The sequence below is a fragment of the Duganella sp. CF458 genome, from assembly GCF_900113115.1.
Taxonomy (GTDB): Bacteria; Pseudomonadota; Gammaproteobacteria; order Burkholderiales; family Burkholderiaceae_D; genus Rugamonas.
This window is the reverse complement of the sequence record NZ_FOOF01000015.1, coordinates 140387-165965: the sequence shown is the minus strand read 5'-3', so window position 1 is coordinate 165965 and position 25579 is coordinate 140387. Positions and strand designations below refer to the sequence as shown.

The following is a 25579-nucleotide window of genomic DNA, read 5'->3' as shown; positions in this document are numbered from 1 at the left end:
TTTGAATTCCTGTCCGTACCGTGCCAATTCTCACTCCTGTTACCGCCCCCATTTTCTCAGATCTATTGGAGCGACAACTATTTTGACACCGGGGGAACACGTTGGAGTTGATGATGCGAGCGTTGAAATTGCCGGTTTTGGAATATGATGAATCGGAATAATTCTAACCCGATGACGTTCGAAGCCTACCAAAAGTTGCCAAATCAGATTGAATTGGGCAATTTCATTACTATTAAATGATGATGGACAACGCGCTTCCAAAATTGATTGATGACATCGCGCGTAATGCAGATGTGGATGAATCTACTGTTCGGGCCGTTCGCAATGTCAACGCAGTTGCAGCGTTCGGCCGAACTCCTCTGATGATCGCTGTGGTCAGGGGGGCGATTCGGATCGTTGCCACATTGTTAGAGAATGGGGCCGATGTAAACGCTAAGGGCGATTATGGATTAACGGCCCTTCACGAAGCTGCATCTCATGAGCAAGTTGAGATTGCGCATTGCCTGTTGAAATTTGGAGCGTTGATTGACGCGACGTCGGAGCAAGGCGTGACTCCATTGATGTGTGCTGCGGCGAATGGGGACTTTGAGTTAACCAGGCTACTATTAAAGTTGGGAGCGGATATCTCAAAGGTTGACTGCCGAGGAGGGACCGCAGGTGATGCCGCGCATGAGAAAGGCGAGGACGCGGTGGGGGCTCTAATTGATACCTACGTTAAATTGGACAAGAGTTAGGTAATTAAGGCTGAGCGCTAGCTATAGTGGACCCCGAATTTGAGACGCTGGTTTAAGCTGTCCTCCGCGAAAGGATGATAGCAAATGAGTGAAGGCAAAAAACGAAGGGTGCATACGGCGGAGTTCAAGGCCAAGGTCGGGCTTGAGCGCGCAGGAATATGGTGTGCACCCAGTGCTAGTCGGTCAGGCGAAGAAGGAGTTTCTGGAGAACGCTAGCGCACTGTTTGACCTCAAGCGCGCTCCCAATCCAATTGATTAAAGTAGCCCAGAGGACAAGCTTTACGGTGAGATCGGCAAGCTGAAGATGCAGGTAGATTGGCTCAAAAAAAGCTCGGTGAATGAGCCCGACAGAGTGGGCACAGTGGATCGAGCGTGACGACAAGCTGGCGATGCAGTGCGAGCTAGCGGGCATTCCGCGTTCCTCAAACCAAAATTGGCACTAGCGCGAAGCCTCAAACGATTGTGCGTCACGGTTGTCAACGAACGCCAATGATAAGGTGCCTAGCTAGATAGAGGCAAAAAGCCCGCCTGGTCAGCGGAGAAGCCTGCCAGGCCGGGAGAAAGATTCGGCGTTGGTCCCCGTTCGGCCCGCGCGCCTTTCCGGTTTGGAGGCGGATTCGAGAGGCGCGCTGGCGGCTGGGGAACTGGCGCTCTGGATTACTTAGCCGGTGCGGCTTCCTTGGCAGCGGCTACTTCTTTGGATACAGCGGTTTTTTTCGAGTGCTTGGTCTTTTTCACTTCCTTGGCCGTGCTGGAGTGCTCGTGCGATGCGGCTGGGACAGCTGCGGTGGCCGAGGAGGCTGGCGTGGCAGCTACGGCTGGAGTCGCAGGAGTAGCTGGCGTCGCCTTGGTGCCTTTTTCTGCTGGTACGGCAGGAGTTGCAGGCATTGCCGGGGTAGCAGCAGTGGCAGCAGGAGCTGGCTTGGCTGCATGGCCGCCGGCAGCCGGTGCTTGGGCGAAGGCTGCGGTTGCGAACAGGCCGGCGATCAGGATGGCGATGGTCTTCTTCATGGTCAAGCTCCTCGGAGAGATTTGGATAATTCGTTTCGTGTGTCGTGCACTATTGCCGTGTCACTGAGCTGAAAACGGCAGCCGTTGCGTCATAGTTGACGAGTATTACACCTGCTTACATCTGCCAAAACTGCTTACAAAGTGCGGTAAATAACCGTCCGGCACCCGGAGCGCCCGTACAGTGGTCCTATGACGGACGCACTCAAGACTTACAAGGCGAAGCGGGACTTCAGCGTCACGCCGGAACCCGCAGGGGGAGGCCAGCCAGGACGGGGGCGGCTGGCCTTCGTTATCCAAAAACATTGGGCGCGGCGCTTGCATTACGACTTCCGCCTGGAGCTCGACGGCACCATGAAAAGCTGGGCCGTGCCGAAAGGGCCGAGCTACGACACGCATGACAAACGGATGGCGGTGCATGTCGAAGACCATCCGATCTCTTATAACGAATTCGAGGGCACCATCCCTGAGAAGCAGTACGGCGCGGGGAAGGTGATCATTTGGGACCGCGGCACCTGGGAGCCGGTGGAGGACCCACGCAAGGGCTACCGTGCAGGAAAACTTGTCTTCAACCTGCACGGCCACAAGATGCATGGCCGTTGGGCCTTGGTGCGCATGCGGGGGAAGGGCGAGGATAAGGAACCCTGGCTGCTGATCAAGGAGAAGGACGAATTCGTTCGCCCCGCCGCTGAATTCAGCGTGGTTGACGAAATGCCGGACAGCGTCAAGTCGCTCGACCCAATGACGGCAACGCTGGCGCAGACGCCCGAAGTGCCGGCAGCGCCACGCATCAAACGTCTGCCCGCCGAACTGGAGCCGGAGCTGGCAACCCTTGTCGATGGCCCGCCCGCGACACCGGAAGACTGGCTGTTCGAGGTCAAATACGATGGTTACCGCTTGCTGGCCCGTATCGAAGACGGTGACATCACCCTGCACACGCGCAACCGCAACGATTGGACCCACAAGCTGGAGCCGTTGCGCGCAGCACTGACCAAGGCCAAGCTGCCCGACGGCTGGTATGACGGCGAGATCGTCGTCCACAACGAAGAGGGTCGGCCGGACTTTGGCCTGCTGCAGCAAGCCTTCGACGGCGAGCGCACGAAAGACATCGTCTACTTCCTGTTTGACGTCCCTTATCTGGACGGCGAAGACTTGCGCGGCCTGCCGCTTGAAGAGCGCCGGGCCAGGCTGGAAAAAGCGATGGCCAAGGTCAAAGGCGACACAATCCGCCTCAGCGCGGTGATGCAGGCATCGCCCGACGAGATGCTGGCTGCAGCCTGCAAGATGGGCCTCGAAGGTGTGATCGGCAAGCGCCGCGACTCCACTTACACTGAGCGCCGTTCGCGCGATTGGATCAAACTCAAATGCGCTCAGCGTCAGGAATTCGTCATCGGCGGCTACACCGATCCGCAAGGCAGCCGCACCGGCATCGGTTCGCTGCTGCTTGGCGTCTACGGCAAGGATGGAGAACTGCATTACGCCGGCAATGTGGGCAGCGGTTTCAATGACAAGACCTTGCGCGACCTGGCAGAGAAGCTGCAGCGGCTGAAGGCCGCCGAGAGCCCGTTCGCCGCCAGCAAAGCCATCGCCCGCAAGGCGCACTGGGTCAAACCGCAGTTGGTGGCGGAAGTCAGCTTCGGCGAGTGGACCCGCGGCGGCTCGGTGCGGCATGCTGTTTTCCAGGGGCTGCGCAAGGACAAGAAGGCCGGTGAAATCAGGCGTGAGGTAGCTGCCCATGTGGAGGAGGAAGCCGTGCAAAGCAAACTGCCCGCATCACTCAAGGTGACCAATCCGGACCGGCTGGTCGATCCGGCCAGCGGCATGAAGAAAATCGATGTGGTGCGCTATTACGCCTTGGTTGCGGACTTGATGCTGGAGCACACCAAGGGCCGCCCGATTGCGCTGTTGCGCGCACCGGACGGCGTTGGCTCCGAGCTGTTCTTCCAGAAGCACGCCGATGTAAGCAAGCTGCGCGGCCTGAAGGAGTTCCCCCGCGAGCTGGATCCTGATCACCCTCCGATGCTGGAGGTGGGCACGACGCAAGCCTTGCTGTCTGCCGCGCAGTTCAACGTGATTGAATTCCACACGCAGAATGCTTTTGGCCGCACCTACGAAAAGCCGAACCGCATTTTGTTTGATCTTGACCCTGGCAGCGGCGTGGAGTGGGCGCAAATCCAGGAGGCGGCGCAGTTGGTGCATGCCTTCCTTGATGAATTGGGCTTGCCGTGTTTTCTCAAGACCAGCGGCGGTAAAGGGCTGCACGTGGTGGTGCCGATCAAGCCTTACTACGACTGGGACACTGTGAAAGCGTTCAGCAAGCAGGTGGTTGACCACATGGCGTCTACGTTGCCTGACAGGTTTGCTTTCAAGAGCGGGCCAAAGAATCGGGTTGGCAAGATCTTCATTGATTATTTGCGCAATGGACGGGGCGCGACTACCGTAGCGGCATGGTCGGCCCGCGCGCGGCCTGGGCTTGGGATCTCGGTGCCGGTGGGCTGGGATGAACTGACCAGCTTGCGCGGTGGCGACCATTGGACGGTAGCCACGGCCCACACGCGGCTGGATGTCGGCAATACGCCTTGGGCTGATTATGCAAAGGCAGCCGTCGGCCTGGCGCCGGCAATGAAAGCGATCGGCGTGACAGGCTAGACTAGGCGGCCTTGCGGCGCGTACTGGTGGATTTTGTCGTGGACTTTGCCGCGCTGGCGCGCTTCGCTGCCGGTTTGCTTGCAGTTTTGGCGGAAGATGCGGTCGAGCGTGACGAACTGGTGCGGCTCTTGGTGGAACCTGCGCCGGTACTGCGGCGTGCGCGCGGTGCGCGTGGTTCAGCTTCTTCCTCGTCTTCTTCCGGCTCTTCGGCTGCTGCGGCCTTGCCTTTGGAGCCCAGGCTTTGTTTAAGCAGCGCCACCAGGTCAACCACGTTGCTGGCCTTCGGTACCGGCGATTCGTCGGAAGGCGCAGTGATGGTGTGGGTCTGGCCGGCCTTTACTTTCTTCTCTACCAGCTTGAGCACGTCCTCGCGATAGGTGTCGTGGTATTCCTTGGGATTCCACTTCTCGCTCATTTCCTCTACCAGCGACAGGGCCATTTTCAGCTCTTTGTCGGTGAGTCCGGAATGGCCCGGCAGCTTCAGGTCTTCCGGATTGCGGATCTCGGTCGCATACCGCAGCGTATTCATGATGATGCCGTCGCCGACGGAAACCAGCGCGCATAAGTGCTGCCGTGTGCGGATCACCACCGTCGCAATCGCGATCCGGCCAGCCTTGTGCAGCGTTTCGCGCAGCAGGGCATAGACTTTGTCGCCGCCGCGGCCCGGCGAGAGGTAGTATGGTGTTTCGTAAAACGTCAGCGGCACCGAGTCGGCATCGACGAAGGCCATGATGTCGATGGTCTGCGTCGCTTTCGGATTCGCCAGCCGCAAGTCCTCGTCGCTTAATACCACGTACTCGCCGTCCGAGTATTGGTAGCCTTTGACGATATTGTCCCAAGTGACTTCCTTGCCGCTGCCCTTGTTATAGCGCTTGAAGCCGATCGGCGAGAAGTCCCGCTTGTCCAGCATGGTCAGGTCCAGGTCGTGCGATTCCACCGCCTTGTGCAATTCCACCGGGATGTGGACCAGGCCGAAGCTGATCGCGCCTTTCCAGAGTGCTCGTGCCATCTTTATTCTCCAACGCTGCCGGTAATCGGCAACACGATGCCGGTGATGTAGCTGGCGCACGAGGGCGCCGCCAGGAATACGAAGGCCGGCGAGATTTCTTCGGGCTGCGCTGGGCGGTGCATATCCGTTTGCGAGCCGAACTCCTTGATCTTGTCGGGCGACTGGTCGGCCGGGTTCAGGGGTGTCCAGACAGGACCGGGGGCCACCGCGTTCACGCGGATGCCTTTCTCCAGCAGGTTGGAAGCCAGCGACATCGTGAATGCATGGATGGCACCCTTGGTTGTGGAGTAATCCAGCAGTTTTTTCGAGCCGCGCAAACCCACCACCGAGCCGGTATTCAGGATCGAACTGCCGCGCTGCATATGCGGCAACGCAGCCTTGGCCATGTGGAAGTATCCGTAGATGTTGGTCTTCATGGTCAGGTCGAAGCGCTCTTCCGACAGGTCTTCCAGCGAGTCGGCGTGTTCCTGGAAGGCGGCGTTGTTGACCAGGATGTCGATCTTGCCGAAAGCGCGCAGCACCTCATCGATAGCATGGCGGCAGAAAGCTGGATCGCGCACGTCGCCGGGAATCAAGATGCAGCGCTGGCCCTCGGCCTCGATATATTTCTTGGTCTCTGCGGCATCTTCCTGCTCATCGGCGAGATAGACCAGCGCAACATCGGCACCTTCGCGGGCATACAGCACGGCTACTGCGCGGCCGATGCCGGAATCGCCGCCGGTAATGACCGCCGCCATGCCCGCAAGCTTTCCGCTGCCGCAATAATCTGGCGCCATGAATTGCGGCTTCAATTGCAACTGCTGTTCAAGGCCGGGCTTTTCCAGGTGCTGTTCAGGCAGCGGCGGTGCCGGGAAAGCGTGCGTCCCGGTCTGGGCCGGTTGCTTGTTTTCCTCAGCCTTTGGCTTGGCCGCGTCGCGCTGGTCCTGCTCTTGCTGGACGGTGCGCTGCTCGCTGCCCGCACCCGTCTTTTGCTGCGAATTCGACATGGCTTCCTCCTGTGCTCGGAAGTCCAGTATTCGCCCCGGCAACGTTGCTAACCGTGCGCTCCCTCACATAATAGGGATGTTGTCTGGAGTGAACTTGTGGCAAACTAGCCCATATGGCTAACGCTGCTGGCCGTCGTCATCGCACCGGCCTTTTCTTCCATCCCGATCCCACGCGAAGCCAGGAGTTCGTAGCTGCCTGCGCTGAGTCGTTCGATCGTTTGCTGACTGCGGACAGCATTGCCAGCGCACGTTATGCGATGACGCATAACAAGATCTCCCTGCTCGTGATCGATCTCGATGGCCCCGACATGACGGCTGGCAATGAGCTGGCGGCACTGGTGCGCAGCCGCGCCGGGGCGCCGGTTCTGGTCCTTTGTCCCTACACGCGGTCCTCGACCATGGCCGAACTGATGGCGCAGGGGCCGCTGGCTTACCGCATTACGCCGATCACCCCGAAAGACATGTGTGAAGCCGTGACCGAGCTATTGGCTCCGGCCGCCAACACCAAAGCGTCGGCCCAGCAGCACCTGCTGGACCTGGAGGCGGACCTGAACGACTTGCTATCGATCCAGCGCAGCTTGCAGCGTGCACTCTACGGTTCGGAAGAAATGGAACGGATGGGCGCCCGCATTTGCAATGCGCTGTGCAGCTATCCCGGCATTTGCCATGCGGCGTTGCTACAGGCGGTCGATGAGGGCGCGCTGCGGCTGGTGTCGCAGGATGGCCGTATCGACCTCGACATCAAGGAAGTGCTGGGCGGGCGCGAAGCATTGCTGGAAGCGCCTATACGGCGCGGGGAACTGGTGCTGCTCGACGCGCCATCCAAAGCGGGCGATCCGGAGCTGGCGGCAATGCTGGAAGAACAGGGCGTGCATATGTTGCTGGCGTTCCCGCTGCGCGGCGAGCCTGGCGGTCCGCTGCTGGGCGCCATCAGCATGCTGTTCGACCGCCCGTTGATCATGAGCCGGGAACATTTCAGTTGCTTCGGCTCTGCTGCGCAACTGATCAGCTTTGGCATGGTCATGAGCGACCTGCGCCACCAGAACAATGCACTGGGGCTGGAGATCACGCAGATTACGCCATTTGACGGCTTGACCGGCGTGTCCAACCGGCGCCAGGGCGAGCAGGTGCTGGATAGCGAAATCCGGCGCGCGCGCCGCTATGGCGTGCCGCTGGCGGTGATCGCTTTTGACCTCGATAGCTTCCGCACCATCAACGAGTTGCACGGCTATACGACAGGCGACCGCGCCTTGTCGGTACTGGCCGCGATGATCCAGTCCCGTCTGCGCAGTTCGGACACCATGGCGCGCATGCGCGGCGAACAATTCATGGTCGTCGCCACGCATACCGTGGCGATCGATGCCTACAAGCTGGCCGAAGAGCTGCGCGAGACGATTGCCGCCACCGAACTGCCGGGCGGGGACACCGTCACCGCCAGCTTCAGCGTGGCCCAGCTCGCCCCCGACGAAGGCGCCACCGAACTGGTAACGCGGCTCGAGGCCGCACTGCACCGCGCCAAGCGGGCAGGGCGCAATTGCGTCGAATTGGCCATGGCACGCTAAAAAGGCGGCGACTCACTCTCGCAAGCCGCCGCAAAGCACGATAGATAAATGACGATCGTCATCCACGTGTGATATATTACATCCATAATAAAAATAATCAAGGAGAAGATCATGCGTGTCAGCAGGGAACAAGCGGCCCAGAACCGCGAACGCATTGTTGAAACGGCATCCCGGCTATTCCGGGAAAAGGGTTATGACGGCATCGGCGTGGCCGACCTGATGAAAAGCGCCGGACTCACGCATGGCGGCTTTTACGGCCATTTCGCCTCCAAGGAAGACTTACTGGCCGAGGCTTTCGGCAAAGCGATGGAAAATTCCGCCAAGCGCTGGAGCGAGCTGCTGGCCGAACAGCCGGCTAATCCGCGCTCCGCACTGGCCCATATGTACCTGACTGCCAAGCATCGCGACAACCCTGGCAAGGGGTGTGCGCTGGCATCGCTCGGCCCCGATGTTTCGCGTGTAGGACCGGAAGTGCGGCAAGCGATGGACGACAGCTTCCAGGCGCAGATTGACGCGCTGGCGCAGGCGCTGCCTGGCGAGCCGGCGCAGGCCAGGCAGGATGCCATTGCCACCTATGCCGCCATGGTCGGCGGACTGGTGCTGGCCCGCTCGGTGGCCGATAAAAAGCAGTCCGACGAGATACTGGCAGCGGTGCTGTCTTCGCTGGAACAGGCACGCTGATGCTGGCCTGGCTGCGAAACTACCGGCGCGCGATGCTGCCGGGAGATATCAGTGCGGGCATCGTGGTGGCGATGATGATGATCCCGCAAGGCATGGCGTATGCGCTGGTGGCCGGCTTGCCGCCGGTGACGGGCATTTACGCCAGCATCCTTCCGCCTATTGTTTACGCGGTGTTCGGCACCAGCATGACGCAGTCGGTGGGCCCGATGGCGATCGTATCGTTGATGACCGCGGCCATCATCGGGCCGATGGCGACCGCCGGTTCCGGTCTGTACTCCGTGCTGGCGGCGCAACTTGCCCTGGTGGCCGGCGCCGTCCTGCTGTTGTGCGGCTTGCTGCGGCTCGGCTTTCTAGCCAATTTCTTCTCGCGCCCTGTGATGAGCGGCTTTACAGTCGGTTCCGCGCTGGTGATCGCGTGGGGCCAGCTCAAGCCCTTGCTGGGCGCTGAGCTGCCGCACTGGCACGGTCCGAGCGCTGCCTTGGGTCTTGGTTCCGTGCTGTTGCTGGTGCTGTCGCGCAGTCACCTGGCGCGCATGCTGCGCGCGCTCGGCATGAAACCGGCGGGCGCCGATATGGCGACGCGCCTGGCGCCAATGCTGGTCGTGATGCTCGGCCTGGTCCTGGTCCAGGCCCTCGGGCTGGAGGCGATGGGTGTGAAAACCACCGGCCAGGTGCCTAGCGGCCTGCCGCAACTGAATCTGGCCCTGTCGCCAGCGCACTGGCAGCAACTGGTGCAACCGGGCCTGCTGGTCGGCTTCGTGATCTTCATCATGAGCATGTCGGCAGCGCAGTCGCTGGCGTTGAAGCGCAACGAGAAACTGGTGAGCAATCATGAATTGATCGGTTTGGGCGCGGCCAATGTGGCCAGCATGGTGTCCGGCGCTTTTCCGGTCACCGGCAGCATGTCGCGCTCCGCGGTGAATTTCGCGGCAGGGGCGCAAACGCCTCTGGCCAGTATCATTACCGCTGCTTTACTGGCCCTCGCGCTGGTGGCGCCGACCGGCTGGCTGGCCCTGCTGCCGATGCCGGTGCTGGCTGCAACCATCATCGTCGCGGTGCTCGGCATGCTGGAACTGGGTACTTTGCGCACCGCATGGCGCTATGACCGCGGCGATGCGCTGGCCTGGTTTGCTAGCGCCGCCGGGGTGGTGGCGCTGGGTGTGGAAGCGGGCGTGCTGGTGGGTGTGGCACTGTCGATGGGTACCTTGATCTGGCGCGCCAGCCGGCCCCATATCGCGGTGCTGGGGCGCATTGCCGGCAGCGAGCATTTCCGCAATATCGAACGCTATCCGGCCGAAACGCGGCCTGGACTGCTGGCCCTGCGGATCGATGCCAACCTGTTCTTCGGCAACGTGGAAGCGGTGCAGGAACGCATCGAGGACGAATTACGCAGCCACCCAACGGCGCGCCACCTGGTGCTGGTGATGACGGCGGTCAGTTCGATCGATACTTCGGCGCTGTTTGCGCTTTCCGAACTGAACACGAGCCTGGCGCGCCGCGGCATCGGCTTCCACCTGGCCGAGGTCAAAGGACCGGTGATGGATCGCCTGCGCCAGTCCGATTTGCTGCAAACGCTGAACGGGGAAGTTTTCCTCAGCATCGATATCGCCGACAAAAAGTTGCAGTAGTCGCGGGATTGGGTATCATCGCAGCTACATGGGCGGCATATCCTTCAAACGATTCTGGGCGGGCTTGCTACTCGCCGTTTGGGCGCTGGCTGCGCACGGCGCTGGCGCTCACGTCCTGTTGCTCAATTCATACAGCCCGGGGCGACCCGGGATCGACCGGGTCACCGATGCTTTCGTGCAGCGCCTGCGTGAAAGCGGCATCCCGCTGGAACATATCCATGTCGAATTCCTGCACCTGGAACAGCCTAATGCCGAAATCGTGACACCGGCACGACGCGCCTTGCTGGTGGCGCAGTATGGGGGCGGGCGGGTCGACATGCTGGTGGCGTTGCAGCAGCCGGCACTGAATTTCGCCTTGCGCGAGCTGGCCGACCTCGCGCCGGAGGCACCGCTGCTGACCGACAGCCAGCCGTCGACCGTGCAACTGGCGAGCAGCAAGCGCCCGGTCTTCCTCTACTCAATCGTCCCGGACCTTGGCGCCACCGTCAACGAGATCACCCAGCTCATGCCGCGCACGCGGCGCATCGTGATACCTGGCGGTGTCAGCGACGCCGACCGTGCCTTCCAGCGCCAGGCCGAGGTCGACGTGGCGCCCTGGCTGCGCAAACTGCAGGTCGAGTTCCTGCAGAATATGAGCTGGGCCGAGCAGATGCGCTATATCGGCAACCTGACGCCGGACACCGTGGTGGTAGCCGGCATGTTCAACCGCGACCGCGATGGCTATTCACAGCCCACCATTGATGCCGCGCGCGACACGATGCGTGCCGCGAACGTGCCGGTGTTTTCGCTGTTCGACAGCGTGGTGGGCGAGGGCGCCGTCGGCGGTGCCGTGCGCAACCTGCAGCAATCCGGCCGTGAACTGGGCGAGCGCGCGCTGGCCCTGATGGAAGGCGGGCAGCCCGCCGGCGGCACATTGACCAAGGTACCTGTCGGGCCGGTGCAAAGCCTGTACGACTGGCGCCAGCTGGAACGCTGGAACATCGATCCGTCGCCGCTCAAAGGCGCGACAATCCTGTTCAAGCCGCCGTCGCTGTGGCAAGCCTATCGCGGCGCGGTACTGGGTGCCGGCGGCGTGATCGCGCTGTTAGCCGGGTTGCTGGCGGTCATGCTGCTGCGGCGCCGGCGCTTCGGTTGAATCCGCACGCGGCCTGATACGTTCCGGCACAATCCAGTCATTGACGCCGCCGGGCCTTTGGCCGTAAGGTACACTCCCGGAACCGTTACCAACCTGAGCTCCGGGAGCACCATGAAACAGATTGTCGCAGCACTCGCCATCGCAGCAGCCTTCAGTTCTCCATCCTTTGCAGCAGCCAAACCCGGTAGTGCCGACGCCCGTTTCACCGCCATCCACAAGGCGGAATGGAAATGGCGCCTGCAGCAGCGATTGGAGGACGATGAGGACGACGTGCGCGGTGTCGAGAGCCGCCTGCCGAACGTCAGCCTGGCGGTGCAATTGGAGCGCCAAAAGAAATGGGAAGAGACGCTGCGCCAACTCGAAAGCATCAAGCCCGAACAGCTTTCGAACAAGGAGCGCATCAACTACCAGGTGTACCGTGCGCAGGTCGCGGCGCTGCTGGATAACCAGCGTTTCCGCGAATACGAAAAGCCGCTGAACGCGGACTCTTCGTTCTGGGGCAACCTGGCCGGCGAAGCGCGCAAATCGTTCCGCACTGCTGAAGACTACCGCAACTACGTGGCGCAATTGAACGACGTGCCGCGCTACTTCGGCGAAGAGATCACCAATATGCGGGCCGGCCTGGTACGTGGCTTCACGCCGCCGAAGATCACCCTGGAGGGCCGCGACAAGTCGATCACCTCGGTCACCGAAGCCAAGCCGGAAGAGGTGGTGTTCTTCAAGCCGTTCAAGGAAATGCCGAACGTGATTCCGGCCGCGGAGCAGGAAGCGCTGAAAGCCGAGGGCTTGAAGGCGATCCGCGAGAAGGTGATTCCGGCCCACGCCGAACTGCTCAAATTCATGCGCGAGGAGTACGTGCCGAAGGCCAAGGAGACGCTGGCGGCCGAAAGCTACCCGGACGGCAAAGCGTATTACCAGTCGAAGATCGTCGAATTCACCACCACCAACTTGAGCGCCGACCAGATCCACCGGATCGGCCTGGACGAGATGGCCAAGATCCGCGCCGAGATGCTGGAAGTGATGCAGCAGGTTGGCTTCAAGGGCGACCTGCCGGCCTTCCTGCAATTCCTGCGCACCGATCCGCAGTTCTACGCCAAGACGCCGGAAGAACTGCTGATGCGCGCTGCATGGATCGCCAAGAAGTTCGATGGCAAGGTGGCCGACTACTTCGGCCGCCTGCCGCGCAGCCGCTTCGCCATCATCCCGGTGGCGCCGGAGATTGCGCCGTTTTACACCTCCGGCCGCGGCGGCCCGGGCGGTTACTGGGTCAACACCTACAACCTGCCGGCCCGTCCGCTGTATTCGCTGCCGGCGCTGACCCTGCATGAATCGGCACCGGGCCACGCGTTCCAGATGCCGATCGCGCTGGAACAGAAGGGCCGCCCGGCCTTCCGCAATGCCTACATCTCCGCTTATGGCGAAGGCTGGGCACTGTATTCGGAACGCCTGGGCACCGAGATGGGCATCTATGAGACGCCGTATGAAGTGTTCGGCATGTTGAGCTACCAGGCCTGGCGCGCATCGCGCCTGGTGGTGGACACCGGCGTGCACGCCAAAGGCTGGACCCGGGAACAGGCGCAGAAGTACCTGATGGAGAATACGGCGCTGTCTTCGCACGAAGTGATGACCGAAGTGGACCGCTATATTTCCTGGCCGGGCCAGGCGCTGTCCTATTATCTGGGGGAGATGGCGATCTTCGAAGCGCGCAAGAAAGCGGAGCAGGCCTTGGGCGGCAAGTTCGATATCCGCGCCTTCCACGACACCATCCTGGAACTGGGCTCGGTGCCGCTGCCGGTGCTGCACGCGCGCATTGATGAATTCATCGCCAGCGGCGGCAAGGGCCCGTATCCGAAGGAATAAGCGCACCGGTGTGGTGCATCGCCTTATGCTGGTGCAAAAAAAGTGAGAGAATTACTTGAAATTACTGGCATGAGTCTTGCAGATATAGGTCATATGACTGATCGCACTACACTGACCGTAACAAACCAGGGGAACCGTCCTATCCAGGTCGGCTCCCATTTTCACTTTTTCGAAGTCGATTCGGCGCTGCAGTTCGAGCGCTGGAAGGCATATGGCATGCGGCTCGATATCGCGCCGGGAACGGCGTTGCGATTCGAGCCGGGCAAGGCGCAGAGCATCACGCTGGTGCGCCTTGAAGGCGATGCGGAGGTTGCCGGTTTCAGCGCTGGCGCAAGACGATAGGCGCCATCAGTTCCGGATGCTTGCCGAGGTGGCCTTCGAAACCGGCACGAATGGCCGCCATGTCTTTTTCCTCGTCGCCGGTCATCCACACATGTTCGGTCAGGCCCAGCGTCTTGTTTGGGAAATCGATGTAGACCAGCACCAGCGGCACCTTGGCGGCCAGCGCCAGTTGGTAGAAGCCGCTCTTCCAGTAAGGCTTATAGCCGCGCGTGCCTTCCGGCGTGATGCCGACCCAATACCAGTCTTCCTTCAGCATGGCATCGGCCTGGGCCTGGATCAGGCCTTGCGGCGCGCTGCGGTCGACCGCGGCGCCACCGAGGTAATAGAACCAGCGGCCCAGCAGCGGGATCTTGAACAGGCTGTCCTTGGCCAGCCAGCGGAACGGCAGGTCCAGCGCCCATTTGCCGAGCAGGCCGATGATGAAGTCCCAGTTCGAGGTATGCGGGTAGACCACGGCGATGCCGCGTGGTTCAGGCAGCGGCTTGAACTTCATTTGCCAACCGAACGCATGCAACAGCCTTAAGGCGACGCGCTGCTTTAGTGTTGGCAGTTTGTCCGCCTCTAGCTTATATTGATCCATGCCTTCCCCATTGTTTGATTGCTACCATTGAGCGTTTGTAACTCTTGGTGCTGAAAATTTGTGCGGCGGTATTCTATCCCGCCCGGTCGCTGGGCAGCAAGGTGAAATTATGACTAGGCAAGTCTTGTGCGTCGCTGCTACAACGGCAGCGTTGCCGGCGGCTTTGCTTGCCGCCGACCGAACGTTCGATGTCTGCCACGTGGCCGGACTGGCCGAGGCAGCGGCGGCGTTGCGCGAACAGCACTTCCCGGTCGGCTTGCTGGTGCTCGATAGCTGGACCGGTCCGCTCACCGAGCTGGATCATTTCCTGCGCCGCCACAGCCGGCCGCGCTGGGTCGCGATGTTCTTGCCGCAGGCGCTGGAACAAGCGGCTTTCCGGCAACTGGTGCATGACCATTGCGTCGATTTCCATACCTGGCCGCTGGATGCCGGGCGCCTCAGCCATACGCTGGGGCACGCGCTTGGCCTGGCGGCGCTTGCCGGCCTCGGCCATTTGCCGGAAGAATGCCAGGCGATGCGCCTGACCGGGCGCAGCACCGCCATCACGCTGCTGCGCCAGCAGGTACTGAAAGTCGCCGGCGCCGATGCGCCGGTGCTGATCTGGGGCGAAAGCGGCACCGGCAAGGAACTGGTGGCGCGTGCAATACACGAGCACTCGGGGCGCAGCAATGGGCCGTTCGTACCCATCAATTGCGGTGCGATTCCGGCCTCGCTGGTGCAATCGGAATTGTTTGGCTACGAGAAAGGCGCTTTTACCGGCGCCGGTCCGGGCAAATGCGGGCTGATCGAGTCGGCCAGCGGCGGTTCCATTTTCCTCGATGAGATCGGCGACTTGCCATTGGAGCTGCAGGCCAACCTGCTGCGCTTCTTGCAGGAAAAGACCATTTATCGCGTGGGCGGCACGCGCAGCGTGCCGGTCGATGCCCGTGTGATCGCTGCGTCGCATGTCAAGCTGGGAGATGCGGTCGAACGCGGTCATTTCCGGGAAGACTTGTTCTACCGGCTCAACGTCCTGACCTTGCAGGTGCCGGCCTTGCGCGAGCGGCGCGACGATGTGGTGCCGTTGGCGGAGGAAGTCTTCCACAGTTACGCCACCGAACGTGCACGCCGCGTGCGCGGCTTCAGCAACAGTGCGCTGCGGGCACTGCGGGCGCACGACTGGCCCGGCAACGTGCGCGAACTGCTGAACCGTGTACGGCGCGCGGCCGTGATGGCCGACGGCGCCCTGATCCAGCCGCACGACCTTGAGCTCGATGGCTTCGACAGCGCCGCTATTGCCGAAGACCTCGACACGGCGCGCGCCAGTGCCGAGCGGCTCACGCTGCAAGGCCGCATCGATGCGGGACACAGCATCACGTCGGTGGCGCGCGAACTCGGTGTCTCGCGCATGACCTTGTATCGCCTGATGGCGAAACACGGCATCCAGCGCCCGTCGCGACGCGGTGAAGACTGAACCGACGAATAGCCGCGTCACAAAAATGTGACGTTTCCGCGCACTCCTTGTCTCCTATGGTGGTAGGCACTTGTGGCGGGTGGCGTGTCACAAGGAAGTGACAAACTGACCTCCGTCATGCACGCCACTCGCTGCGCCGCCGCATCAAAGTCGAGCAATTTCAACAGCTTAGTCAGGGTGGCATCAAGCTTGCGATATCGGTTCAAGCCCCAGTATTGCGGGTACTTGAAAAACACGACATCAGCGAGGACGAGATGAAGAAGACATTGCTTGCAGCAGCCATCGCACTGGCGATGGGTAGTGCATTTGCGCAGGAGACACCGCCGCCTAACGTGAACCAGGCGGGCCCCGGCGCCCAGGCCAACGACAATTCCACAGCCACCCAGGACAGCAGCCAGGCGAATGCCAACAACAACAGTAGCGGCGCAGCCGATGCCGCCGCTGCCGGCGCCGCGGCGGCCAACAATGGCGCCACGGCGACATCGTCAATGACCAATGCTTTCAATACTTCGACAGCGACCGCAGTCAGTACCCTGACCGGCACCGTCACCAATAACACGATCAACAATATCGGCAACGTCGCCAATAACGGCGGCAATGCCAATGGCGGTGCGGGCGCCGGTGCGATTGGCGGCGGCGCAGCCGGTGGCACTGCCAGCGGCACGGGCGGCGCGGGCGGCATGTCGAACGGTGGCGCCGGTGCGGCAGGTGCAGCCGGCGGTGTCGCCTTCAACGGCAGCGCACTCGGCGGGAATGGCAGCGGTGGCGGCGGGTCGGGCGGTGCAGCGTCCGCCGGGGCAGGGACGGGCGGCACGACGGGTGCCGGCGGCCTGGCTGCCGGCGCGGCAAGCGGCCGCGGCGGTGATGGTGCGCGCGGCGGCGAAGGCGGTGCCGGTGGCGCAGGCGGCAGCGTGGTGGCTGGCGCCGGCGGTGCAGGTGGCGCAGGCGGTGCGGCGGCTGGCGGAGCTGGCGGCCTGGTCGGTACTGCGGGCAGCGGCGCGGGCGGCGCGACCGGTGCCGCAACCGGTGCACGCGGTGGTGACGGCGGCGCGACCGGTGCAGCCAGCGGCGGCGCCGGCGGCGCCGGCGGGGCTGGCGGTGCGGCAGGCGCTGGCGGCATGTCGGGTGCCACCGGCAGTGTTGCCTCCGGTGCTGCGACGTCGTCGCAAAATTCGGCCGGCGGCGCCGCATCGAGCGGCAGCGCGGGCTCCAGCAATACCGCCTCGAATGGCACCAGCGGCACCGAGCCGCTGACCATCCCAGGCATGGGTGACCAGAACAGCACTGGCGGAACGACCGGTTCGGCGGACGCCCAAGCGGCTAGTTCCGGCAACGCTTCTACTTCCGGTGCCGGTACCAGTGGCGCTGGCGGCACGGGCGGCGCCGGTGGTGGGGGCGGTGCCGGCGCGGCTGGCGGCAGTGGGGCGGCGGCAAGCAATACCGCAGGCAATGGTGCTGCCGGCGGGGCCAATAGCTCAGGTGCCGGAGGCGGCAGTGGCGCGGTAGCGGCCAATGGTGGCGCAGGTGCATCGGGTACCGGCGGCGCAGGCGGTGGCGGTGCAGCTGGCGGCAATGGCACCAGCACCGGCGGCGCCGGGGCGGCAGGCGGCAATGGCGGCAACGGCGGATCCAGCGGCATGGCAAGCAATACTGCCGGCTCGAGCGGCGGCGCCACCGGCGGCACGGGTGGGGCCGCGACGGGCGGCAGCGGAACCGGCGCGGCGGGTACTGGTGGTGCTGCGACCAACGGCAGTGCCACGGCCGGTGACGGCGGTGCCGGCGGTGCGGGCGGCGGCGGCAATGTGGCGGGTGCGGGCGGCGACGGCGGCACCAATACCGCTGGCGCAGCGACCGGCGGCAATGCCACAGGCGGCAATGGCGGGGCTGGCGGCACCAACTCCGTCACGGCAGGCACCTTCGACATGTCGAATACCATGAGCGGCGTCGGCCAATCGGCCGCCGGCATCATGGTGATCAGCCAGAACAACGGCATGTCTTCGCTGGTGCAGCAGAGCGTGAACGTGCAGGCCAACCTGGCCGTGGGCAAGTAACCCGCGCGGCATCATGCAAAGCTTAGGCAGGCCAGTGCAAGTCCTGGCCCTGTGCGCCTTACTGGTGCCGGGCTTGGCGGAGGCAGCCCCTTGGATGGGCGCGCTTCCGCTTGGCCCGCTGGCCACAGCGGCGGGCCCGTCCCCGCCTGAAGCGCGACTGGCGCCGCAAGCGCTTCCAGTGATGGCCGAAAAGGAGCGCCCCGCGCAGGATGAGCGTCTTGAACAGATGCGCGGCGGCAGCGACGCGCCGTGGAGCGATATGAAGTTGGCCGGTACGGTGGCCAATAACAGCGCGGTAAACGTTGTGACCGGCGCCAATATCGTGACCGACGGCGCGTTCAGCAACGCGTCGGGAATGCCGATGGTGATCCAGAATTCCGGCGCCAACGTGCTGATCCAGAATGCAACCATCGTCAACGTGCAGATCAAATGAGACGCCTCATCAGCGTTCTGGCATTGCTGCCGGCATTTGCCGCGCAGGCCGCCGACTTTTCAGCCGGCGGCGCCAGCTTTGTCTTGCCGGTGACTAGCCTGAAAGAGGCGCGGTTCCGCACCACGGTGCGGCAGCAATACGATTTCAGTTGTGGCTCGGCGGCGTTGGCAACCCTGCTCAGTCATCACTACGATTTTCCGGTCACGGAGCAAGAGATCTTCCGTGACATGTTTGTCGGCGGCGACCAGCCGCGCATCCGCCGCGAAGGTTTTTCGCTGCTGGACATGAAGCGATACCTGGCCACGCGCGGTTTTACAGCGGACGGCTTCGAGCAGCCGTTGGACAAACTGGCGCAGGCCGGTTTGCCGGCGATCGTGCTGGTAGCCGATAACGGCTATCGGCACTTTGTCGTTGTCAAGGGCGTGCAGGGCGGGCGGGTGCTGCTTGGCGACCCCGCCGGCGGTACGCGTGCCTTGTCGCGCCAGGGCTTTGAAGCAATCTGGCAGAACCGCTTGCTGTTCGTGATCCATGGCCGTCCCGGCAAGGCGCGCTTTAATGAATTGGCGGAGTGGCGCGTGGCGCCGCAGGCGATGCTGTCGGACGGCATCTTGCGCGACAGCCTGCAGGACGTGACAGTACCGAAGCTGGGTTCCAGCGATTTTTGAGGGAGGGCGGCATGAGACGAGCAATCAAGGCTGCCGCGGGATGGATGCTGTTGCTGGCAATGCCTGCCATGGCGCAGGGGCCGCCTGAGGGCTGGGCAGCGGCGCCGGACGCGCAGTTGGAACAAGCGCGGGGCGGTTTCGAGAACGGCAGCGGCTTGCTGGTGGCGCTGGGTGTGGAGCGCATGGTCGAAGTGAATGGCGTGGTGGTGGCACGCAATCGCGTCGAACTGGCCGATATGACGCGGCTGGCCAATTCGCCGGAGGCCGGCGCGGCGCTGGCGCCGATGCTGGTGCAGAACAATACGAACGGGCAGTTGATCCGCAGCCTGACCACCATCGACCTCACGGTCAACGCGCTGTCGGCATTGAAAAGCATGAACCTGGAGGGCAACCTGCGCCAGGCCTTATCGAACGTCATTGTGCCCCGCTAGGGAGGGAGCGATGCTTTCAAAGAAATTCGCGGCCGGGATGCTGATTCTTGCGAGCGAGACGGCGCTGGCGCAAGTGCCAGCGCAGCAGCGCAGCAATGCCGAACTGGCGGCCGAGTTGACCGAGTTAAGGCAGGCGTTGGCGGAACAACGCGCCTTGCTGGAGGACTTGCGGCGCCAGGTGGCGGAGGAGCGCCTGGCCGCCGCGCGCGGCACCGGTGGCGCTGCGCAAAGCCAGCCGCAGCCCAACGTCCCGCCGCCGGGCGGGGCGCAGCAGCCGGCGCTGGCCGTCGGCCAGCCCCCGAAACGCGACACCAAGCCGCCGGAAGTGGCCCCGATCTTCGAAAGCCCGGGCGTGCTGACCGCACGCGGCAAGCTGGTGCTGGAGCCGGCGTTCCAGTTCGGCTATTCGTCCAGCAACCGGGTCGCCTTGGTTGGCTACACCATCATCCCGGCTTTGCTGATCGGCTTGATCGACGTGCGCGAAGTGAAGCGCAATACGAGCACCGCCACCCTGAGCGGGCGCTACGGCTTGAGCAATCGCACCGAGCTTGAACTGCGCCTGCCGTATATTTACCGCTCCGATTCGACCGTGAGCCGCGAGGTATTTACCGGCACTGCGGTGGAGAAGGTATTCGACGTCAGCGGCCGCGCCATGGGAGACGTCGAGCTTTCGCTGCGCCACCAGCTCAACGAGGGCGGCGCCGACAAGGCGTATTACATTGCCGGGCTGCGCTTCAAGACCCGCACTGGCCGCGATCCGTTTGATGTCGTGACCGATTGCGTGCGGCGCTGCATCGGAGAGAATGCGACCGGCACCGGCTTGCCGCTGGAGTTGCCGACCGGTTCCGGCTTTTACGCTTTGCAGCCCAGCCTGACCTGGCTCTATCCGAGCGATCCCGCCGTGTTGTTTGGCAGTGTCAGCTACCTGTACAACTTCCAGCGCAAGAACCTGAGCCGCTTGGTGCTCGATGGCGAGCGCGAGCCGCTCGGCACGGTCAAGCCCGGCGCAGTTATCGGCTTCAATTTCGGCATCGGCCTGGCGCTGAACGAAAAGGCTTCCATCAGCTTCGGCTACGACCACAGCTCGATTGCCCGCACCCGGCAAAACGGCGTCCCTGGCCCCGGCTCGGTGCGTACGCAACTGGGCACCTTGCTGGTGGGACTTTCCTACCGCCTGAATGCGAAACGGACGGTCAATGTTTCGGTGGGCGCCGGGCTGACGCGCGACACCCCGGATGTCTCCGTCATGCTACGCGTACCGACGAGCATGTAGTTGCTGTTTACGCTAATCTAGCGTTTTGGCAACTAACAACAAGGAGATCGAATGATCCTGAAAAAGCTCGCCGTACCGTTCGCATTTGCCGCCATGGCAGGCGCCGCCCACGCTGCCGCGCCGATGGTGAAGACCCAGGCGCCAGGCTTCTACCGCATGGCGGTGGGCGACTTCGAAGTGACCGTTTTGAGCGACGGCACGGTTGACCTGCCAATGGATAAGCTGCTGCACCAGAAGCCGGAAAAAACCACCAAGGCGCTGGGGCACAGCTTCCTGAAAGCGCCGGTTGAAACCTCGGTCAACGCCTTCCTGGTCAATACCGGCGCGAAGCTGGTGCTGATCGATACCGGAGCCGGCGGCCTGTTTGGCCCGACCCTTGGCAATCTCGTGTCCAGCCTGAAAGCGGCCGGATACCAGCCGGAGCAGGTCGACGAGATCTACATCACCCACCTGCACGGCGACCACGTCGGCGGCCTGGGTGTGCTGGACAAGCCGGCATTCCCGAATGCCGTGGTGCGTATGGATAAGCACGATGCGAATTATTTCCTGAGCAAGGCGAACCTGGACAATGCCAGCGCCGAGGCGAAGGGCAATTTCCAGGGGCCGATCAATGCGGTGTCGGGCTATGCCGGCAAGGTGAAGCCGTTTGAGGGCAATACCGAACTGGTGCCGGGCGTGCGTTCGACTTCGAGCTATGGGCATACGCCGGGCCACACTACCTATGTGGTGGAGAGCAAGGGGCAGAAGCTGGTGCTGATTGGCGACTTGATGCACAACGCGGCGGTGCAGTTCCCCGATCCAGGCGTGACGATTGATTTCGACAGCGATTCGAAAGCGGCGCTGGCGCAGCGCAAGGCGGCGTTTGCCGAGGCGGCGAAGCAGGGGTATTGGATGGGAGCGGCGCATTTGCCGTTCCCGGGCGTGGGGCATCTGCGTAGTGAAGGGAAGGGGTATAAGTTCTTCCCGGTGAACTATTCGGCGAACCGCTAAACCGGTAAAGCAGTGTCAGACCCACAGGGCCTGACACTTGTCTTCCGGTTCAGGCCAGCGCAGGGTAGTCGGTGTAACCTTCCGCTGCGGGAGCATAGAACAACTCCGGACGCTGCGCATTCAGCGCGGCGCCAGTTTGCAGGCGGCGCGGCAGGTCGGGATTCGCGATAAAGTCCTTGCCCCACGCGATCGCATCGGCACGGCCTTCAGCCAGCGCGGCTTGTGCACCCGCCACATCAAACTTCTCATTGGCGATATAGATCCCGCCGAACTCGCGCTTCAGCAACGGACCCAGCGAGTCATCGCCAACCGCCTCGCGTGCGGCGATGAACGCAATGCCACGCTTGCCCAGCTCGCGCGCAACGTAGCCGAAAGTCTCGACCGGCGTCGAATCGCCCATATCGTGCGCATCGCGGCGCGGCGCCAGGTGCATGCCGACACGGTCGGCGCCCCAGACGCCAATTACCGCATCGGTCACCTCCAGCAGCAGGCGGGCGCGGTTCTCGATGCTGCCGCCATATTGGTCGCTGCGCTGGTTGGTCGAGTCCTGCAGGAACTGGTCGAGCAGGTAGCCGTTGGCGCCGTGGATTTCCACGCCGTCGAAGCCCGCCTTCCTGGCGTTCTCGGCGCCCTTGCGGTAAGCCTCGACGACGCCGGCGATTTCTGCGATGTCCAGCGCGCGCGGTACCGAATATGGACGTGCAGGACGCAGCAGGCTGACGTTGCCTTTGGCTGCGATGGCGCTCGGTGCGACCGGAGCCTGCCCATCCAGCAAGCTAGGATCGGAGATACGGCCCACGTGCCACAGTTGCAGCACGATCTTGCCGCCCTTGGCATGCACCGCCTCGGTCACCAGCTTCCAGCCCTCGACCTGTTCGTCGGACCAGATGCCGGGGGTGTTTTCATAGCCCACGCCTTGCGGCGTCACGGAAGTCGCTTCGCTGATGATCAGGCCGGCGGTGGAGCGCTGTGCGTAGTACTCGGCCATCAAGGCATTCGGCACGCGCTTGCCGCCAACGGCGCGCGAACGGGTGAGTGGCGCCATGATGACGCGGTTTTTCAGGGTCAGCGCGCCAACGGCGATTGGATCGAACAGGGTGCTCATAAGGTATTCCTCTCGTGCTCAATAAATTGCAGGATGACCTCCTCATTGCGCTTGAAGAAATTCCACTGGCCGACACGCTGTACCGTTACCAAGCCCGCTTTCTGCAGGATGGTGAGGTGGCCGGAAACGGTCGATTGCGACAATCCGGTCTGCTTGTCGATCATGCCTGCGCAGACGCCCAGCGAGAGCGGCGCGACCTGCTCGCTGAACCAGGCGTCCGGCTCTTTCAACCAGGACAGGATCTGGCGCCGGACCGGATTGGCCAAGGCCTTGTGGATTGCATCAATGTCAATAGAGTTGGTCATATTTCGGTGTTTCACGATAAGTATATCGGAAAAACCCGATGCATATATCGGAGCATAGCGATGGAATTCAAGGCTTGATTTTATGCCAACTGGTAAAGCACCAATGCCAGCACGGCTGGCACGGTCTGCACGAAGATGATGCGTTTGCTGACGGTCAGGCCGCCCCAGATGCCTGCCACGGCGACGCACAGCAGGCCGTAAGTGATGAAGGCGGAACGCACCGCCGGTTCGCCATGCAGCAGCCCGACAGCCAGCGCAGCCACCAGGAAGCCGTTATAGCAGCCCTGGTTCGACATGGCCGGCTTGACGATGGCCGCCTTTTCCGCCGACAGGCCGAACACGCGGCGGCCGCGCGTATCGAAGAAGACGGTTTCCAGCAGCACGATATAGACGTGGATCAGCAGGACGATGGCGGCGGCGATCTGCGCGAACAGCAGCATTGTGGGGCTCCCTGAAAGTTTGGACCCCCAATGATATACTGTCGGCCTTCTCCCGCGGGGACGACCTCGCCGCAAGACCAGGGAGCCAGGCGGGGACGACCCCGTCATGACTTGGGAGAGCATCATGCCTTGGATCGTCCTGTTACTCGCCGGCCTGCTGGAAGTTGTCTGGGCCGTCGGACTCAAATACACCGAAGGTTTCACTAAACTGGTGCCGAGCGCCGTGACCCTGGCCGCCATGGCCGGCAGCGTAGTGCTGCTTGGACTGGCGCTGCGTTCACTGCCGCTGGGAACCGCTTATGCCATCTGGACCGGCATCGGTACTGTGGGCACCGTCGTCTGGGGCATCATGATGCTGAACGAGCCGGCCAACGTGGCGCGGCTGGCGTGCATCGCAATGATCGTGCTGGGGATCGCCGGCTTGAAGATGCTGTCGCAGCATTAATTGTTGCGCGGGCCAACGCCCGATTCATCCGACCAGCGCGCATAGATGCGCGCCAACTCGCCGCTGTCGTTCAGCTTCTTGATTGCGGCAACGAGCAAGGGCGCTGCCTGCGGCGGCGCCTTTTTGCTGACCCAGAGGAACATGGAGTCCTCTTTCAGGACAGCAGGCATCAGCTTGACCTTGTCCTGCAGTTTCTGCTCGCGGATCAGCCAGTGCAGGGTCAATTCGTTCATGTAGAAATAGCGCACGTGGCCGGCCACGATCTTGCGCAGGTTGGTCACGTTGCTGCCGGTGCTGTCATCGACCGTGATGCCGCGCGAACGCAATTGGTCAATATAGGCAGCGCCGCGGGAGGTGGTGACGAGCGGCTTCAGGCGCGCCAGGTCGTCCAGCGAATTGATTTGCGCCGTATCGTCGGCTGCGGCGGCAAGCCGCTGGCGCGAGATGTACAAAGGCTGCGGAATGGCGATCGCGATATGGCGGCGCAAGGGAGTCGAAACCAGGGCACAGGCGATATCGGCCGTGCCAAGGCGCAGGTTCTGCTCGATCACCAGCGCGGAGCGGATGTCATCCAGTCCCGTGAATCGGATGCGCGGTTCAACGCGTGAAATGGCGGCAAGGATGTCCGGACAAACGCCGGTTGAGGGGCCGCCCTGCTGCTGGATCCATTTGGGCGGCAGGCTTTCCTGGCCGGTGACGCGCAGAACCAGGTCGCCGGCGACTGCCGACCAAGGCAGGGCCGCCAACAGGATCGCGTTCAGCGCGGTAAGTGGGAATATTTTCATACTGTTTACCCCTTACCGCGATTGTAGAACTAACGGCTATCAGACGAAAGAGTCACTCACTTTGGCGAGGTAGAACCATTCGGCGTTTGGCTTGGCATTGACGTCGGGGAACAACATAAAGGCGTCGAACGGCGCCAGCACGGCGCTGCCATCGGCGCGGCGGCCGATTTCGTCGCCAACCGACAGTCGGTCAAAGCTGGACCAGGTGCGGCTGAAAGTGTCGGCGCTATCGAGCTTGTCGTGCACTTCGACCATCGACAGGTATTCCATGTCGTCCAAGGTAATTGGCTGCGGCTTGGGCGCGTCGATCAGGCCGAAGTGGGCCAGGACGTTCATGATGGCGCGGTAGGCTACGTCCGGTGCGTGCGGGTCGAAGTGCTGGCCGCATTCCAGCGTCAGGGCCATGCCGCCGGTGCTGCGCATGAATTCGGTGGTGCCGACGCCGTACTTCAGGACGGTCTGCACTTCGCTGTCGTTGCGCAGGCGGCGCTGCACGCCGGCGCCGTAGGTTGCCATCCAGCCGTCGACGAAACGCTTGACGCCCAGGATGCGGGCCATGGCGCGTTCTTCCGCTTCATGCTTGAACGGTTGCAGGCTGCCGTCGTTATTGCGTGGACCGACCATCACGAAAGGCTGGCTCTGAGCGTTGAAGGAGTGCAGGTCCAGCAGGATTTCATGTTGGCCGAGCAGGGGGCACAGCCAGTTGGCGACGTGGTCTTCGAAGTCCTGCGGATTGTCGGTCGGGAACAGGTTGCGGTTCAGGTTACGCTCGCCGGAGCGCTCGCCTTTCTGGTACGCCAGCGGGTTGGTGATCGGGACGAAGGTCACGCTGCCGTTCAGGATATGCAGTTCGCCCTTGTCCAGTTGCTCCATCACGCGCAGGATGCCTTTGGTGCCGCAGGTTTCGTTGCCGTGCACGGCGCCGGTGATGATCAGGCGGCGGCCCTTGCCCTGGCCGGTGTAATTGACAGATTTGAAATGCATTTTGCTGGCGTCGGTCATGCTGTTCCCTTGTGGCGAATAAGTGGC

The 25579-nt window shown here is 62.6% G+C and carries 25 protein-coding genes and 1 pseudogene; 17 read left to right on the top strand and 9 right to left on the bottom strand.

Annotated features, from left to right (window positions below; all coding sequences use genetic code 11):
• Positions 1–236: 236 nt before the first annotated feature.
• Positions 237–734, top strand: a complete 498-nt coding sequence (locus tag BM269_RS22465) for an ankyrin repeat domain-containing protein (RefSeq protein WP_090442414.1) — start codon at positions 237–239, stop codon at positions 732–734.
• An 84-nt stretch (positions 735–818) separates the two neighbouring features.
• A pseudogene (locus BM269_RS29880) lies at positions 819–1159 on the top strand (IS3 family transposase); the annotation flags it as partial.
• Positions 1160–1391: 232 nt separating this feature from the next.
• On the opposite strand, the gene BM269_RS22455 reads toward BM269_RS29880, so the two are convergent.
• Entirely contained in the window at positions 1392–1745 is a 354-nt protein-coding gene (locus BM269_RS22455; protein WP_090442408.1) for a hypothetical protein, read from the bottom strand.
• Positions 1746–1934: 189 nt separating this feature from the next.
• Here BM269_RS22455 and ligD point away from each other — a divergent pair, with 189 nt between their 5' ends.
• A complete protein-coding gene (gene ligD, locus BM269_RS22450) occupies positions 1935–4391 on the top strand; it encodes a DNA ligase D (protein ID WP_090442405.1) in 2457 nt (818 codons plus the stop codon).
• 1 nt (position 4392) lies between these two features.
• Here ligD and BM269_RS22445 read toward each other — a convergent pair whose 3' ends face one another.
• A complete protein-coding gene (locus tag BM269_RS22445; protein ID WP_090442402.1) occupies positions 4393–5400 on the bottom strand; it encodes a non-homologous end joining protein Ku in 1008 nt (335 codons plus the stop codon).
• A gap of 2 nt (positions 5401–5402) precedes the next feature.
• Positions 5403–6386: an SDR family oxidoreductase gene (locus BM269_RS22440; RefSeq protein WP_090442400.1), complete on the bottom strand. Its 984-nt coding sequence runs from the start codon at positions 6384–6386 to the stop codon at positions 5403–5405.
• Positions 6387–6499: 113 nt separating this feature from the next.
• On the opposite strand from BM269_RS22440, the gene BM269_RS22435 reads away from it, so the two are divergent.
• From BM269_RS22435 to ureB, 6 genes are all read left to right on the top strand, one after another.
• Entirely contained in the window at positions 6500–7948 is a 1449-nt protein-coding gene (locus BM269_RS22435; RefSeq protein WP_090442396.1) for a diguanylate cyclase, read from the top strand.
• A 111-nt stretch (positions 7949–8059) separates the two neighbouring features.
• Positions 8060–8629, top strand: a complete 570-nt coding sequence (locus BM269_RS22430) for a TetR/AcrR family transcriptional regulator (RefSeq protein ID WP_090442393.1) — start codon at positions 8060–8062, stop codon at positions 8627–8629.
• Complete coding sequence (locus BM269_RS22425; RefSeq protein WP_090442390.1) at positions 8629–10257, top strand: SulP family inorganic anion transporter; 1629 nt, start codon at positions 8629–8631, stop codon at positions 10255–10257. Before BM269_RS22430 ends, BM269_RS22425 begins: the two co-directional genes overlap by 1 nt.
• A gap of 64 nt (positions 10258–10321) precedes the next feature.
• The gene (locus tag BM269_RS22420) at positions 10322–11392 is read left to right on the top strand and encodes an ABC transporter substrate-binding protein (protein ID WP_139232833.1); all 1071 of its coding nucleotides are present in this window, start codon (positions 10322–10324) and stop codon (positions 11390–11392) included.
• Between the two features lie 111 nt (positions 11393–11503).
• Entirely contained in the window at positions 11504–13252 is a 1749-nt protein-coding gene (locus BM269_RS22415; protein ID WP_090442384.1) for a DUF885 domain-containing protein, read from the top strand.
• 69 nt (positions 13253–13321) lie between these two features.
• Entirely contained in the window at positions 13322–13594 is a 273-nt protein-coding gene (gene ureB / locus BM269_RS22410; protein WP_090442381.1) for an urease subunit beta, read from the top strand.
• Here the strand turns inward: ureB and BM269_RS22405 are convergent.
• Positions 13572–14087, bottom strand: a complete 516-nt coding sequence (locus tag BM269_RS22405; RefSeq protein WP_307154317.1) for a 1-acyl-sn-glycerol-3-phosphate acyltransferase — start codon at positions 14085–14087, stop codon at positions 13572–13574. The two genes, ureB and BM269_RS22405, sit on opposite strands and share 23 nt — an antisense overlap.
• Before the next feature lie 196 nt (positions 14088–14283).
• On the opposite strand from BM269_RS22405, the gene BM269_RS22400 reads away from it, so the two are divergent.
• The 7 genes from BM269_RS22400 (at position 14284) to BM269_RS22370 (ending at position 21470) form a co-directional block, all read left to right on the top strand.
• Positions 14284–15627 (top strand): sigma-54 dependent transcriptional regulator, encoded by a 1344-nt coding sequence (locus BM269_RS22400; RefSeq protein WP_090442375.1) that lies wholly within the window; start codon positions 14284–14286, stop codon positions 15625–15627.
• 254 nt (positions 15628–15881) lie between these two features.
• Positions 15882–17678 carry a hypothetical protein gene (locus BM269_RS22395; RefSeq protein ID WP_090442372.1) on the top strand — a complete coding sequence of 599 codons (1797 nt, stop codon included), beginning with the start codon at positions 15882–15884 and terminating at the stop codon, positions 17676–17678.
• A gap of 34 nt (positions 17679–17712) precedes the next feature.
• Positions 17713–18111, top strand: a complete 399-nt coding sequence (locus BM269_RS22390; RefSeq protein ID WP_229204748.1) for a hypothetical protein — start codon at positions 17713–17715, stop codon at positions 18109–18111.
• Entirely contained in the window at positions 18108–18776 is a 669-nt protein-coding gene (locus tag BM269_RS22385; RefSeq protein WP_090442366.1) for a C39 family peptidase, read from the top strand. Before BM269_RS22390 ends, BM269_RS22385 begins: the two co-directional genes overlap by 4 nt.
• A gap of 11 nt (positions 18777–18787) precedes the next feature.
• Entirely contained in the window at positions 18788–19207 is a 420-nt protein-coding gene (locus BM269_RS22380) for a hypothetical protein (protein WP_139232832.1), read from the top strand.
• A gap of 10 nt (positions 19208–19217) precedes the next feature.
• Entirely contained in the window at positions 19218–20480 is a 1263-nt protein-coding gene (locus tag BM269_RS22375; RefSeq protein WP_373994405.1) for an acetate kinase, read from the top strand.
• 51 nt (positions 20481–20531) lie between these two features.
• Positions 20532–21470, top strand: coding sequence for an MBL fold metallo-hydrolase (locus tag BM269_RS22370; RefSeq protein ID WP_090442360.1), 939 nt, complete (start codon positions 20532–20534; stop codon positions 21468–21470).
• Positions 21471–21519: 49 nt separating this feature from the next.
• Here BM269_RS22370 and BM269_RS22365 read toward each other — a convergent pair whose 3' ends face one another.
• From BM269_RS22365 to BM269_RS22355, 3 genes are all read right to left on the bottom strand, one after another.
• A complete protein-coding gene (locus tag BM269_RS22365) occupies positions 21520–22575 on the bottom strand; it encodes an alkene reductase (RefSeq protein ID WP_090442357.1) in 1056 nt (351 codons plus the stop codon).
• Positions 22572–22880 (bottom strand): ArsR/SmtB family transcription factor, encoded by a 309-nt coding sequence (locus tag BM269_RS22360; protein ID WP_090442354.1) that lies wholly within the window; start codon positions 22878–22880, stop codon positions 22572–22574. Before BM269_RS22360 ends, BM269_RS22365 begins: the two co-directional genes overlap by 4 nt.
• Positions 22881–22960: 80 nt before the next feature.
• Positions 22961–23320: a DUF1304 domain-containing protein gene (locus tag BM269_RS22355; RefSeq protein WP_090442353.1), complete on the bottom strand. Its 360-nt coding sequence runs from the start codon at positions 23318–23320 to the stop codon at positions 22961–22963.
• A 124-nt stretch (positions 23321–23444) separates the two neighbouring features.
• Here BM269_RS22355 and sugE point away from each other — a divergent pair, with 124 nt between their 5' ends.
• Positions 23445–23765, top strand: coding sequence for a quaternary ammonium compound efflux SMR transporter SugE (gene sugE, locus BM269_RS22350; RefSeq protein WP_090442350.1), 321 nt, complete (start codon positions 23445–23447; stop codon positions 23763–23765).
• On the opposite strand, the gene BM269_RS22345 is transcribed toward sugE, so the two are convergent.
• Positions 23762–24550: a substrate-binding periplasmic protein gene (locus BM269_RS22345; protein WP_090442347.1), complete on the bottom strand. Its 789-nt coding sequence runs from the start codon at positions 24548–24550 to the stop codon at positions 23762–23764. The genes sugE and BM269_RS22345 overlap by 4 nt on opposite strands.
• A gap of 39 nt (positions 24551–24589) precedes the next feature.
• The gene (locus tag BM269_RS22340; RefSeq protein WP_090442344.1) at positions 24590–25552 is read right to left on the bottom strand and encodes a M14 family metallopeptidase; all 963 of its coding nucleotides are present in this window, start codon (positions 25550–25552) and stop codon (positions 24590–24592) included.
• Between the last annotated feature and the right edge of the window lie 27 nt (positions 25553–25579).